12 protein-coding genes and 3 pseudogenes are annotated in these 12,829 nt (G+C 71.1%); 10 read left to right on the top strand and 5 right to left on the bottom strand.

The window, feature by feature from the left end; translation table 11 throughout:
* Positions 1 to 147 precede the first annotated feature (147 nt).
* Entirely contained in the window at positions 148 to 1,602 is a 1,455-nt protein-coding gene (locus ACSUPV_RS16850) for a hypothetical protein (protein WP_436947757.1), read from the bottom strand.
* A gap of 384 nt (positions 1,603 to 1,986) precedes the next feature.
* On the opposite strand from ACSUPV_RS16850, the gene ACSUPV_RS16845 reads away from it, so the two are divergent.
* The 6 genes and pseudogenes from ACSUPV_RS16845 to ACSUPV_RS16820 all read left to right on the top strand — a co-directional run bounded on the left by ACSUPV_RS16845 (position 1,987) and on the right by ACSUPV_RS16820 (position 6,680).
* Complete coding sequence (locus ACSUPV_RS16845) at positions 1,987 to 2,403, top strand: hypothetical protein (protein WP_031117053.1); 417 nt, start codon at positions 1,987 to 1,989, stop codon at positions 2,401 to 2,403.
* 660 nt (positions 2,404 to 3,063) lie between these two features.
* On the top strand, positions 3,064 to 3,294 hold the full coding sequence (locus ACSUPV_RS16840; RefSeq protein WP_436947756.1) for a hypothetical protein: 231 nt from the start codon (positions 3,064 to 3,066) through the stop codon (positions 3,292 to 3,294).
* 495 nt (positions 3,295 to 3,789) lie between these two features.
* Positions 3,790 to 4,221 (top strand): annotated as a pseudogene (locus tag ACSUPV_RS16835) (bacterial transcriptional activator domain-containing protein); the annotation flags it as partial.
* Positions 4,218 to 4,946, top strand: coding sequence for a prepilin peptidase (locus ACSUPV_RS16830; protein ID WP_436947755.1), 729 nt, complete (start codon positions 4,218 to 4,220; stop codon positions 4,944 to 4,946). The pseudogene ACSUPV_RS16835 and the gene ACSUPV_RS16830, both read left to right, overlap by 4 nt.
* 70 nt (positions 4,947 to 5,016) lie before the next feature.
* Positions 5,017 to 6,216 (top strand): cyclic dehypoxanthinyl futalosine synthase, encoded by a 1,200-nt coding sequence (gene mqnC / locus ACSUPV_RS16825; protein WP_031117049.1) that lies wholly within the window; start codon positions 5,017 to 5,019, stop codon positions 6,214 to 6,216.
* A gap of 17 nt (positions 6,217 to 6,233) precedes the next feature.
* On the top strand, positions 6,234 to 6,680 hold the full coding sequence (locus tag ACSUPV_RS16820) for a hypothetical protein (RefSeq protein WP_037763509.1): 447 nt from the start codon (positions 6,234 to 6,236) through the stop codon (positions 6,678 to 6,680).
* Between the two features lie 246 nt (positions 6,681 to 6,926).
* Here the strand turns inward: ACSUPV_RS16820 and ACSUPV_RS16815 are convergent, their stop codons facing one another.
* Positions 6,927 to 7,949, bottom strand: a complete 1,023-nt coding sequence (locus ACSUPV_RS16815; protein WP_436947754.1) for a chitinase — start codon at positions 7,947 to 7,949, stop codon at positions 6,927 to 6,929.
* Positions 7,950 to 8,256: 307 nt separating this feature from the next.
* On the opposite strand from ACSUPV_RS16815, the pseudogene ACSUPV_RS16810 reads away from it, so the two are divergent.
* Positions 8,257 to 8,493, top strand: a pseudogene (locus ACSUPV_RS16810) (hypothetical protein); the annotation flags it as partial.
* Here the strand turns inward: ACSUPV_RS16810 and ACSUPV_RS16805 are convergent.
* Positions 8,462 to 8,938, bottom strand: a complete 477-nt coding sequence (locus tag ACSUPV_RS16805; RefSeq protein WP_436947753.1) for a GNAT family N-acetyltransferase — start codon at positions 8,936 to 8,938, stop codon at positions 8,462 to 8,464. The pseudogene ACSUPV_RS16810 and the gene ACSUPV_RS16805 overlap by 32 nt on opposite strands.
* Positions 8,939 to 9,033: 95 nt before the next feature.
* Here ACSUPV_RS16805 and ACSUPV_RS16800 point away from each other — a divergent pair.
* Positions 9,034 to 9,557: pseudogene (locus tag ACSUPV_RS16800) on the top strand (hypothetical protein).
* 23 nt (positions 9,558 to 9,580) lie between these two features.
* On the top strand, positions 9,581 to 10,276 hold the full coding sequence (locus ACSUPV_RS16795) for a demethylmenaquinone methyltransferase (protein WP_359784754.1): 696 nt from the start codon (positions 9,581 to 9,583) through the stop codon (positions 10,274 to 10,276).
* A 5-nt stretch (positions 10,277 to 10,281) separates the two neighbouring features.
* Here ACSUPV_RS16795 and ACSUPV_RS16790 read toward each other — a convergent pair whose 3' ends face one another.
* The gene (locus ACSUPV_RS16790) at positions 10,282 to 10,593 is read right to left on the bottom strand and encodes a PASTA domain-containing protein (RefSeq protein WP_382614449.1); all 312 of its coding nucleotides are present in this window, start codon (positions 10,591 to 10,593) and stop codon (positions 10,282 to 10,284) included.
* A 244-nt stretch (positions 10,594 to 10,837) separates the two neighbouring features.
* Between ACSUPV_RS16790 and ACSUPV_RS16785 the strand changes: the two genes are divergently transcribed.
* Positions 10,838 to 12,130 carry a geranylgeranyl reductase family protein gene (locus ACSUPV_RS16785; protein WP_037763520.1) on the top strand — a complete coding sequence of 431 codons (1,293 nt, stop codon included), beginning with the start codon at positions 10,838 to 10,840 and terminating at the stop codon, positions 12,128 to 12,130.
* A 32-nt stretch (positions 12,131 to 12,162) separates the two neighbouring features.
* Here ACSUPV_RS16785 and def read toward each other — a convergent pair whose 3' ends face one another.
* Complete coding sequence (gene def, locus ACSUPV_RS16780) at positions 12,163 to 12,789, bottom strand: peptide deformylase (RefSeq protein ID WP_037763521.1); 627 nt, start codon at positions 12,787 to 12,789, stop codon at positions 12,163 to 12,165.
* Between the last annotated feature and the right edge of the window lie 40 nt (positions 12,790 to 12,829).

Raw genomic sequence — 12,829 nt, 5'->3', positions numbered from 1 at the left:
CCCCCATTTCCGGGCGCGATTGACGTCCCCGTCGAGCAGGAGCAGCGCCGCGTCGAGGCAGTCCCGGGCGCGTGTGCGGGTGCCGTCCTCGGGCTCGGTGAACTCCCGGGTCAGGGCGCTGATCTCGGTGTACGCGGTACGTCGGAGCTAGGACGCCGACGGTTCCCTGGGGGCCGTGAGGGCCAGCCGGTGGGCCGGCTCGGGCGCCGGCCGCCACCGGCGCAGCACCAGCTCCGCCACGCCGGCGAGGAGGGCCCACAGCAGGAGGGCCGCGAAGACGCCCACGAACAGGCCGGGCCAGAAGTCGGTGGAGAACAGCGGCGGAAGAGCGGTCTCCTCGGTGGGACTCGGTGCCGCGGCGGGTGCGAAGGCCTCGGCGGGCCGGTCCGTGCGCGGCGTCTTGTCCAGGAAGGTCATCAGGGCGTCGAGGCGCTCGCCGATGAGGTGGTCGTCGGCCTCGTCCGCCCGACTGTCGCCCAGGGAGATGGAGTCCGGCAGGTCGAGGAAGAGGTGGTTGGCGTCCAGGCGCAGGCCGTGGTTGTAGACGTCGATCGTGCCGTCGCCCGGGTCGGCCACGACGTACACCCCGTCCTCACGGACCTTGGCGTGCACCGCCGCGGCGAACAGCTCCGAGTCGCCGGCCGCCTCGCTCTCGTACGTCTGCGGAACGAGGGAGACGAACACCGGGCCACCACCGTCGGAACGCCGGAACGCGCTGATCCGGTCGTGCAGCCGGTCCCGCGCGCGTGCGTCGAGGACCCGCGGGCTCTCCGGGTCGGCGTACACCGGGTCCCGCTCCAGACCCGCCGCGACGCGTTCGACCCGAGCGGACATCTCGGCGGGGGTGGGCGGCTGCACCCCGCTCGACCTGGTCTGGTCGAAGACGGAGAGGGCGGTGAGGGCGACCGCGGCGGAGGCGAGGACGGCCACCAGGGCGGGGATCCGGCGCGGGGTACGGGCGCCGGTGCTCTTGCCTGACCCGGCGTACCGGCGGCGCACCCGTCGCACGTACGCCGCCGACAGCAGGATCAGCAGGGGTACGCCGGTGAGCGCGATGCCCGTCAGGAACGACTGGTTGCGGCGGTCGGCCTGGCCGATGTACATCTCGGCGGGCTCGTCGTCCTCGTACTCCGCGCGGGCCGCCTCCGCACGGGCGGCGGCCTTCCCGCCGCCCTGGGCGATGACCTCCGCGAACCGCTCGAAGCTCAGCAACGGACCCGCGTCCGACGGCAGTTCGTACAGCTGGACGGTCCAGGCGTCGTCGGCCGGTACGCGCACGCCGTAGGCGGCGGCGTCCGTCACCGAACTGTCGTCCAGCAGCACGTACAACCCGTCCCGGCCCAGCCGGTCGTGCACCGCGTCGAGAAGTTCCTTGCCCTGCCTGACGCTCTGGAGCGGGAGCACCATGACGTAGGTCGGTACGCCGGTCTCCTTCGCGATCCGCGCGAAGTCCGGCGCGGTGGAGCGCGGTACGGCGCGGGGGAGTTGGTCGCTGACGTAGACCGGGTTCTCGCGGAGCCGGTCGGCGAGGTAGGCGGCCTGGGTGGGGGCGGAGGTGGTGTCCGCGGCGTGGGCCGGGGTGGCGGTTGCGAAGAGGGCCATCAGCGCGCAGAGGGCGAGAAGCAGCCGGCGGACCCGGGTTCGGTCATCGCTGCTCGCCCATATCCGTCCTGCGTAAGGCCTGTTCGCCGTGACGGCTCTCACCGATGTGCCCCCGTGGTCCGATCGCTGTCCGCGCCGCACTCTACTCGGCGCTTCGCGAGTGCTACAGGTCACCCGCTCGCGGCTCCGCCCGGCTTCCGTGTGGGGGAGTGATGGCGAGTGTGTGAGGGTGTCGTCCGGGTGGCCCGGGCCCAGGCGGAGGGCTCCTCGAGGGCCTCGGCAGGCGGTTGATCAGGCGTGATAGGAAGACTGCCGACCAAGGGGAGTTGCGACCGCAGCACAGCTCCGGCTCCTCCCAGGAATGAAGCGGGGAAAGAGCACAACGTGTACCTGAAGACGTCCTTTGTTCGCCTGGGTGCCACGGCCGTGACGGCCCTGGCCCTCACTTTCACCGGCATCGGAACGGCCAGCGCCGCGGCGAAGCCCAACACGATCGACTACTTCTCCTCGGGCGGCAAGAAGCGCGCGATGGTCATTTTCCAGCCGCGCGACTCCTCGCGGGAAGCCGAGCGCGTGACCGTCGACGACCTGAGCAAGGACGGCCACTACATCTGGACCGAGATCTACGACGTCACGGCCGGGAAGAAGAAGGGCGAGTGCCAGACCAGTTCCTACACGAACTGCGTGTACCAGATTCCGGAAGGCCACAAGGTCCGGATCAACGTCTACCGGATGAACTCGAAGAACGTTGACTTCATGGGCGAAGTCAACACGAAGAGCGGCAAGTTGCCGACGGCGTAGTGCCGACGCCGATTCGCTGCCGCACACCGCATCGGCAGCGAATCGGCCCCTTCGGACCCGGTGTGCGGCCCGGTCGGGACGCGTACTCCGTTGGCCATGGACAACGGTGTGCCTGGCGTTGCTCATGAGCTCACACGTGCCGTCGGCACGGCCGCGGGCGAGGTCGCCATCGTGCACATCTCGGCAACCAGAAGGCGGCGCCCGACCCATGGCGCTCACCGCTCTCGCCGCCGACAAGGGGTCCCCCGGCGTCACCACCGCGGCCGTCGCCCTCGCGGCGGTCTGGCCGCGGCGCGTCCTGCTTGCCGAGGCGGACCCGGTGGGCGGTGCCCTCGTCTACGGCGAGGCCCTCTACGAGAGGAGCCCGGGCGGAACCTTCGAGGGATCTGCACACCGTTCACCGAGAGGTCGGAGGAAAAGTGGGCAGGACCTGAGCGAGGCTCACATCCCACGGTGCGTCCTACGTTCCTGTATCGCGAAATGGCAGGAGATGTGAAGAAGACGCGGTACCCGGTGACGGGATGGACACACTCATGAATGCGGCCCTCGGAATCCACCGCACCCCGATAACCACTGACTGGCAGCCCCTTCTCTCCACGTGCTTTGATCGGTCGCGCTCGAGCACTAATAATTTTTTTGAACCGAAGGGAACCGCCTCCCATGGCCTTCACCCCGCAGATCGAGACCGCCCAGATGTCCGACGCCGAGCTGGACACCATCACCGGCGGCCAGGCGGGCGGCGTCGCCGCGGGTGCCGGCGCCGCAGCCGGTCTCTACGTCGAGACGACGGCTGCCGGCCTCACCGCCGGTGTCGGCGGTGGCGTGGGCCTCGCCGTCTCGCCCCAGGGCGTCGCGGCCGACCTGCACCTCAACGCCGCCGTCGCTTCCTGACGAAACGCACGCGAGGCCCCGGACCATCCGGTCCGGGGCCTTTCCGTATGCCTGCGGGCGACTTACTCACTGCCCCCGCCTGCGGAACCCCCTTACCGCCCTTTCCGCCCGCTTGCCTCGGTCTTCATGTCGTCGTTCACCTGCTTGGCGAGTTCGTCGTCGAGTTTCTCCGATTCCGCTCTCATCGGTGAAGGCACGTTCCTTGCTGTCGGGGTCGTTCTGGATGATGGCCGCGTACCCCGCCCGGAGCTATGACTCTTTGGGTGGCGTGGCGCTTGCGAACGGTGCTGGTCGTGCCCGCGGGGCGTCCCTCTGCCCTTCAACGACCCCCATGGGAGTCAATAAGATTTCTGTGGCTCAGCACATGTCTCACCTCACAGCCCGGTCTCACCGCACTCACACGACCCCAGGACACCCGCCATGCCGCGACGCCGCACCTCATGCTCGTCAAGCTCGACGGGAAGTACGTCGGGAGCGACGGCACCGAGGCCACCTCAGGGCCGCGGCGTCGGCAGCCGGGCCGTACGCGGGCGGCTGCTCACCGACGCGCCGGTGCTGGTGCGCGGGCCCCTGCTGGCCGACCGGCCCGAGGGCCGCTACCGGTGGCTCACCCACGAGATCGTCGACGCCCAACTGCCGCTGCTCGTCGCGGACACCGGGCTCGCGCTGAGCGATTTCCACATGGAGAAGAACCGCGCGGAGAAGGCCATCAAGGCCCTCGACGCGGCCCTGCGCACCGCCCCGGCCGACGAGCGCCTGTGGCACGAGCTGCCGCGCGCCACGCACGCCACCGGCGACGCGGACCGGCTGGCCGCGCTCGCCACCGACCTCATCGGCCGCGGGACCCGCGTGCTGCCGCCGCGCACCGAGGCGCTGCTCGACGAGCTGCTGCCGACGCGGCGCGACACGATCGCCGTAGCGGGATGAGCACCGGGCTGCTGGTCGTCGCCGCCGCGCTGTGGGGCGCGGCGGCGGGAGCGCTGCTGCCGCGCGCGGCCTACCGGTTCTCGGCCCCCTCGGGGGAGCCGTGGCACGAGGCGTGCCCCGGGGGGCATGCCGTCAGGGGCTGGCTGGGGCGGGCGTCGTGCCCGCGGTGCGCCGGGGGCGGGTACGGGCCGAGTACGACACCCCTGGTGATCGCCACCGCCCTCGTCTGCGCCGCCCTCGCGGCCGCCACCGGCAGCCGCCCGGAGATCGGCGCCTGGCTGCTCCTCGCCCCCGTCGGCGTCCTGCTCACGGTGGTCGACTTCCGCGTACGACGGCTGCCCGATCCGCTCACCCTCCCCTTCGCCGCCGCGGCCCTGGCCCTGCTCGGCCTCACGGCCCTCGTCCCGGAGCACGCCGGCGAGTGGACCACCGCCCTGCTCGGCTCCCTCGCCCTCGGCGGCGGCTACCTCGTCCTCTTCCTCATCAACCCCGCGGGCATGGGCTTCGGCGACGTCAAGCTCGCCCTCGGCGCCGGCGCCGTACTCGGCTGGTACGGCTGGCCGACGGTGATGCTCGGCACCTTCGCCGGCTTCCTACTGGGCGCCCTGTACGGCGCCACCCTGGTCCTCACCCGCCGAGCCACCCGCACAACGGCCATCCCCTTCGGCCCGTTCCTGATCACGGGGGCGTTCCTCGGCCTGCTGGTGGGCGCGTACACGGCCTGACGTCCAGCCCCCCGAACCCCTGGCGTACGCTGGGCTGGTCCGTCCACAACCCTTACGAAAGGGACGCCCGGTGACCGAGAAGGCCGACCTTCAGCCCATCCTCGACCGTGCTGCCGCCGGTGGGCGGATCACCCCGGACGAGGCGCTCGTGCTGTACCGGGACGCCCCGCTGCACGCGCTGGGGGCCGCCGCCGACGCCGTGCGGCGGCGCCGGTACGCGGGGACCGAGCACATCGCGACGTACATCATCGAGCGCAACATCAACTACACGAACGTCTGCGTCACGGCCTGCCGCTTCTGCGCCTTCTACGCCGCGCCCAAGGACACCGCCAAGGGCTGGACGCGCGACCTGGACGACATCCTGCGCCGCTGTGCCGAGACGGTCGAGCTGGGCGGCACCCAGATCATGTTCCAGGGCGGACACCACCCGGACTACGGCGTCGAGTACTACGAGAAGCACTTCAAGGCGATCAAGGACGCCTTCCCGCAGCTGGTGATCCACTCGCTGGGCGCGTCCGAGGTCGAGCACATGGCGCGGATCTCGAAGGTGTCCGTCGAGGAGGCCATCCGGCGCATCCACGCCGCCGGCCTCGACTCCTTCGCCGGTGCCGGCGCCGAGCTGCTGCCCGAGCGGCCCCGCAAGGCCATCGCCCCGCTGAAGGAGTCCGGCGAGCGCTGGCTGGAGATCATGGAGATCGCGCACAACCTGGGCGTGGAGTCCACCTCCACCATGCTCATGGGCACCGGCGAGACCAACGCCGAGCGCATCGAGCACCTGCGGATGATCCGCGACGTCCAGGACCGCACGGGCGGCTTCCGCGCCTTCATCCCGTACACGTACCAGCCCGAGAACAACCACCTGAAGGGCCGCACGCAGGCGACGCTCTTCGAGTACCTGCGGATGATCGCCATCGCGCGGCTGTTCATGGACAACATCGCCCACATCCAGGGCTCCTGGCTGACCACGGGCAAGGAGGTCGGCCAGCTCTCCCTGCACTACGGCGCCGACGACCTCGGCTCGATCATGCTGGAGGAGAACGTCGTGTCGTCGGCCGGCGCCAAGCACCGGTCGAACCGGATGGAGATCATCGACCTCATCCGCAAGGCGGGCCGCGTCCCGGCCCAGCGGTCCACCACCTACGAGCACCTCGTCGTCCACGACGACCCGGCGAACGACCCCGTCGACGACCGCGTGGTCTCGCACATCTCCTCCACGGCCATCGAGGGCGGCACGGCTCACCCCGAGCTCAAGCTGATCGCCTCCAACTAGCGCGCGCCGGAGAAGAGTTGGAGACCATTCACACGGCGGACGCGGTCCGCGTCACCTGGGACTCCGATCCCGTCAAGGGCGGCGCCGTGGTCGTCGGACGGGACCGCATCGGTGCGGTCGGGACCCTCGACGACGTGCGCGAGGCGTTCCCGGCGGCCCGGGTGCGCAGCTGGCCCGGGACCCTCGGCCCGGCCCGCGTCCACGAGGGCCCGTTGCCGGACGCCCCGAGCCCGCGCGAGCGCGTCCACGCCGTGCTGAAGCTCGGCGCGGTGGCGGTCCTGGAGGAGTACGTCGACTCGGCGGAACTCCGGGCCGCCGCCGAGCGGAACGACGTCGTCGTCCTGCCGCGGGCCCGCCGGACCGCGATCGTCCCGACCGGCCGCGCCGACCTCGCCGTCTTCGACGACGCGGGGGAGTGCCTCGCGACGGTGTGCGCGGGACGGCTGGTGCACCGGCGCCGCTGAACGGAAGCCGACCCTCCGACCCTCCGGGCCTTCGGGCCTCCGGGCCCCCGGGCCTTCGGCTCTGCCCCGGGCTCCCGGGCCCCCGGGCCTTCGGCTCTGCCCCGGGCTCCCGGGCCCCCGGGCCTTCGGCCCTGCCCCGGGCTCCCGGGCCTCCCGGCTCCCAGGCCTCCCTGCCCCGATCCCCCGGCCCCCGGCCTCCCGGGCCTCCCGGCCCCCGGCCTCCCGGCCCCCAGCCAGCAGCCCGCGTCAGCCCGCGAACGCCTTCCCGAACGCGCCCGAACTCTGCTTCACCCCGCTGCAATCGGTCGCCGGCCGGTCCGACCCGGAGTCCTTCGCGCACTGCCGGTCCCGGGCGGCCGACCACATCGACACCCACCCGATGCCCTTCTCCTCGGCGAAGGCCCGGACCTCGGCGGCGTCGGCGAGCGTGAAGGTCTCACCGTCGACGTCGTTGACGCCGATCATCGAGGTGAGCGCCATGCCCCGCCAGGCGGCCGCGTCCGACGTGCCGAAGACCTCCTTCAGCTGGGTGTGCGCGGTCTGCGCGGCCGTGCGGGCGTAGCCGCCCATGTCGCCGTCGTAGGACGTGCCGTAGTTCATCGTCATCAGGTTCACGGTCGAGACCTGTACACCGTTGTCGTTGGCGGAGGCGAGGAGCGCCAGGCTGTCCTTCCCCAGGCCCGAGGGCATGACCGGGAGCGTGAACGAGACCTCCAGGTCCTCGCGTTCCGCCTGCAACCGGGCGAGCGCCTTCGAACGCAGGGCGACGGACGCGGAGTCGGCCAGTTCGTCGCCCTCGATGTCGAAGTCGGCCAGGCCGGTGCCGGCCGCGTCGAGGGCCTTGCCGTACGCCGCCGCCAGTTCCGACGCGCTGCCGCAGTGCGTCGCGAGTTCATCGCCGGAGGCGCCGCCGAAGGAGACCCGGACCTGGCCGCCGTCCTCCTTGAGCCGCGCGATCCGGGCCGCGACCGCCGGGTCGCCGATGGCGTGCGTGCCGTTCCAGCGCGGGACGCAGTCGCTGCCGTCGGCTATGACGAAGGCCAGGTTGTACGTCGTGGGGGAGCCCGCGGAGTCGGTGCCGGCGGCTTCGGTGGAGCTGACGTACGGGGCGTACGACGTGCCGGACTCGGCAGGTGACGAAGTGCTGGGTGCCGCCGTCGTCACCGCGGGGGCCGCCGGGGTCGCGTCGCCCTGGCCGGAGCATCCCGCCGTGGCGAAGGCGAGCAGGCAGCCCAGCCCGATCGCCGCCGGTTTCCGGTGACTCCTCATGACGTGCGCTCCCGATCTCGTGAGGTCTGGGGGTCAACAGGAAGTACGTTTCCCGGCAGCAAACGTCTCACGGGGTCAGTCGCTCACGGCGAGTTCCGCGGGCATTCCCGAGAACTCTCAGAGAAAGGACAGCTTGGGTCGTTTCTCACGGGGCTCTCACATGAAAACCCGAGTTTGGGGCACATGAAGGCGCCCTGGTTTCCGGGGAATGCAATCCGAGCCTGCCATCGAAAACCGCGCCCCTCTCGGTCGCCGCCGCAAACGCGGCAACGAGCCCACCGAAGGACCCGTGTTCGGTGAGTGCGGGTGCGCGGCCTACGCCTTCCGCCTGGACCGCGAGCGGTACCGCTACCTGCTGATGATGCCGCTCCAGCAGCTGGCCTACCGGTAGATGATGTACCTCGTCCTCATCCACTCCTGCGTCACGGCCCTCACCGGCGGCCGACTGCGCTGGCAGAAACTCAAGCGGACGGGCGAGGCCGGGACCCCGGCGGGGCTTCCCGATGACGTCGTCAAACGGCGCCGTCTCCGTGGTGGATGGTGACGACCAGCTGCGGCAGCACTCGGCCGGCGATGGAGCCCGAGGGGACTTCCCCGACGCGGACCGCGCCCATCGCGCGGTAGAACGGCTCGGCGTTCGGGTCCGCGTCGATCGTGAGCCGGGTGAACCCCAGCTCTCGTCCGGCGGCGATCGTGCGCTCGAACAGCAGGCGGCCGATCCCCTGACCGATGGCCTGCGGCTCGACGAACATCATGCCCAGGACGCCGGAGGGGGGCTCGCCCTCAAGCGTCGTGAAGCCCAGAACGCGGCCGTCTCGGTCAGCCACCGTGGCCCGTCGGCGCGCGAGCTCGTCCGCCGTGACGGTGAGCTCTTCCCGACACGCTTCCAGGAACCCGGCGTCGTAGCCCCAGTGCGCCTTGGACCGCAGCGCCAAGTCGGTGAGTACGCCGGCTTCCGTCGCGCGTGCGGGCCTGATCAGCACGTCCATCCATGTCCCCCGCTCGGGTGCGTCCGATTCCCCTGGGCCTCACCACTCTACGAACGGCTGCCACCAACCCGTGACCAGAAGGGAAAGGCGGGCTGATGGGCGCGCACAGCAGGCGTCGCGACCGCTACTTCGACGTCCTCCGCGCGGTCGCGCTCGTCCGCGTCGTCGCGTACCACACCTTCGGCTGGGCCTGGGCCGGACTGGTCTTCCCCTCCATGGGGGTGATGTTCGGCCTGGCCGGCACCCTGATGGCGCGGTCCCTCGCGCTGGCCGCCCTGGCCTACGGCGGCTGGTACGCCCTCGCGCACCAGGCCGAGTACGGCACGTACGACCTCGACGAGAACCCGCTCGCGCAGGCCTTCTGGTCGGCGGGGTTCGTGACGCTGCTGCTGTACGCGCGCGTGCCGTCACGATCTACCTCTGGCACGAGATCGCGCTCGTCCTCGCCGTACCGCTGATCGACCGGTTCTGGGAGGTACCGGCCTTCGAGGCGTACCTGCCGTTGGACAGCCAGTGGTTCCTGTTCGGCGTGGGCTGGGTGCTGATCGCCGTGTTGGTGCTGTTGTGCGGGTGGGTGGAGGACGTGGCGGCGCGACGGAAGCCGCGGCTCCTGCCGTGAGGGCGTGCTGCAAGAATGGGCCCGTGACCCGCGCATCCCTGGACAAGCAGCCGCACGAAGTCGCCTCGATGTTCGACGACGTGGCGGAACGGTACGACCTGACCAACGACGTGCTGTCCCTCGGCCAGGACCGGCGATGGCGCAAGGAGGTCGCCAAGGCGGTCGACGCGCGCCCCGCGCAGAAGGTCCTCGACCTCGCGGCGGGCACGGGCACGTCCTCGCTGCCCTTCGCCCGCACCGGCGCCTACGTCGTTCCCTGCGACTTCTCGCAGGGCATGCTCCAGGTCGGCAAGCAGCGGCAGCCCTGGCTGCCCTACACCGCCGGCGACGCGACGCGGCTGCCGTTCAAGGACGACACCTTCGACGCCGTCACCATCTCCTTCGGGCTGCGCAACGTGCAGGACACGGACGCCGCGCTGCGGGAGATGCACCGGGTGACCCGGCCCGGCGGGCGGATCGTGATCTGCGAGTTCTCCCACCCGACGTGGGCGCCGTTCCGCACGGTCTACACCGAGTACCTGATGCGCGCCCTGCCGCCGGTCGCCCGGGCCGTCTCCTCCAACCCCGACGCCTACGTCTACCTCGCTGAATCCATCCGCGCCTGGCCCGACCAGCCCGCTCTGGCGGCACGCCTGGGCAAGGCCGGCTGGTCGCGGGTGGCCTGGCGCAACCTGAGCGGCGGGATCGTGGCCCTGCACCGGGGCTTCAAGGAGAGCTGAGTCCCCTACGGGGAGCTGAGCACCATGTGCGGATCGCCCGGCTCGTCCAGCTCGCGCTGGAGTCCGCCCCGCGGCGGTCGCGGAACCCGCGGCTCGTGCACGCCTCCGCCGCCCTCACCGGGGCCGAAGTCGAACCACACGTGGACCATCGAGTCCCGCGGCACCTCGGCGCCGGGCTGCGGGTACTGGCGTACGACGTAGTCGACGACGGCGAGGTGGAAGTCGGGCCGGTCCGGCGCGTTGAGGGACAGGCCCCGCGCCCGGGCCGTCTCGCGTGCGTCGACGGCCATCAGACCGACCAGACGCGGTACGCGCACTTCGGGTGTCTTGCGGGATATGTGCACAGATGTCACCCCCAGCGGTACAGGAAGGGTAACTCCCGCCCCGCATCGGCCGGAAGCGACAGGTGTCTTTCTGTGACAGTCGATTACTGTCCGTCGCCGACCGGGTCGGTGTGGGGACGAGGCAGCCCTTCAGCCGGGTGATCAACGCCGCTGCATAGACTGCCCATGTCCTGTGCCCGGGCGGCACACCGATTCCGAACCTTGGGGAGATCCCGCCGTGAGTGTCGTGACCGAGCCCCTCTCCGAGAACACCGCCGATGTCATCGTCGTCGGCGCGGGGCCAGCCGGCTCCACCACCGCCTACCACCTCGCCAAGGCCGGACTCGACGTACTGCTCCTGGAGAAGACCGAGTTCCCGCGCGAGAAGGTCTGCGGCGACGGCCTCACCCCGCGCGCCGTCAAGCAGCTCGTGGCGATGGGCATCGACATCTCGGAAGAGGCCGGCTGGCTGCGCAACAAGGGCCTCAGGATCATCGGCGGGGGAGTGCGCCTCCAGCTCGACTGGCCGGACCTCGCCTCCTTCCCGGACTACGGCCTGGTCCGCAAGCGTGACGACTTCGACGAGCAGCTCGCCCGGCAGGCGCAGAAGGCCGGAGCCCGACTGTTCGAGAAGTGCAACGTGGGCGCGCCGATCGTCGACGACCGCACCGGCCGCATCACCGGCGTGCACGCCAAGCTCGGCGAGGAGAAGCGCGAGGTCACCTTCCACGCGCCGCTCGTCGTCGCCGCCGACGGCAACTCCACCCGCCTCTCCCTCGCGATGGGCCTGCACCGCCGCGAGGACCGCCCGATGGGCGTCGCGGTCCGCACGTACTTCACCAGCCCCCGCCACGAGGACGACTACCTGGAGTCCTGGCTCGAACTGTGGGACCGCCGCGGCCCCCAGGACCGCCTGCTGCCCGGCTACGGCTGGATCTTCGGCATGGGCGACGGCACCTCCAACGTCGGCCTGGGCGTGCTCAACACCTCCGACTCCTTCAAGGAGCTGGACTGGCGCGAGGTCCTCAAGGCCTGGTGCGCCTCCATGCCGGAGGACTGGGGCTACACCCCCGACAACATGACCGGGCCCATCCGCGGCGCCGCCCTCCCCATGGCCTTCAACCGCCAGCCCCACTACACCAAGGGCCTGCTGCTCGTCGGCGACGCCGGCGGCCTGGTGAACCCCTTCAACGGCGAGGGCATCGCCTACGCCATGGAGTCCGGCCAGATCGCCGCCGACGTCATCGTCCAGGCCCACGCGCGCTCCACCCCGGCCGGCCGCGAGACGGCCCTCCAGCGCTACCCGCGCGTCCTGAAGGACACCTACGGCGGCTACTACACGCTGGGCCGGGCCTTCGTGAAGCTCATCGGCAACCCGAAGGTCATGCAGATCGCCGCCCAGCGCGGTCTCACGCACCCGCTGCTGATGAAGTTCACGCTGAAGCTCCTGGCGAACCTCACCGACCCGACGGGCGGCGACGCGATGGACCGCATCATCAACGGCCTGAGCAAGGTCGCGCCGAAGGCCTGACCAGCCGCCGACCCGTTCGGCCGTTCAGTCCGTCAGCCGCTGAGGGCCTCGATGTTGGCGGCCCGGCGCGCGTACACCTCGTCGCGCCGGTCCGCCATCTGCCGCAGTGCGTCCTTGCGCTCGCGCTGCGCGAGCCGGTCCAGGTAGAGCCGCCCTTCGCAGTGGTCGGCTTCGTGCGCCAGGCAGCGGGCGAAGTACCCCGTTCCCTCGATCACGACCGGCTCGCCGTCCCGGTCGAAGCCGCGCACCACGGCCCGGTCCGGACGCGGCACGTCCCTCGTGGCGCCCGGCACGGACAGGCACCCCTCGGCCTCGTCGAGCAGCCTCCGGTGGGCCGTTTCGAGCGGCTCCAGCACGGGGTTGACGATGTGTCCGACGTGCCGGACCCCGTCGTCGTCCGGGCAGTCGTACACGAACAGCCGCAGATCGACCCCGACCTGGTTCGCCGCGAGCCCGGCCCCGTCCGCGATGTACATGGTCAGGAACATGTCGTCGATGAGCGCGGCGAGGTCGGGCCCGAACTCGGTGACGTCCCGGCACGGCTTGTGCAGGACCTCCTCGCCGACCTCGGTGATCCGCCGCACCTTCCCGTTCCGGGCCTCGGGCGCGAGCCTCGGATACGCGTCGACGGGCCGTCCCTGCACGAAGACACTCGGCATCTGCTGTCTCTCCCTGTGAGTGTGAGGATGCTGTGGGTGG

The sequence above is a fragment of the Streptomyces sp. SudanB52_2052 genome, assembly GCF_964272415.1.
GTDB classification, from domain to species: domain Bacteria; phylum Actinomycetota; class Actinomycetes; order Streptomycetales; family Streptomycetaceae; genus Streptomyces; species Streptomyces olindensis.
The sequence above is the reverse complement of the archived record's forward strand: the minus strand, read 5'-3'. Positions and strand labels throughout refer to the sequence as shown.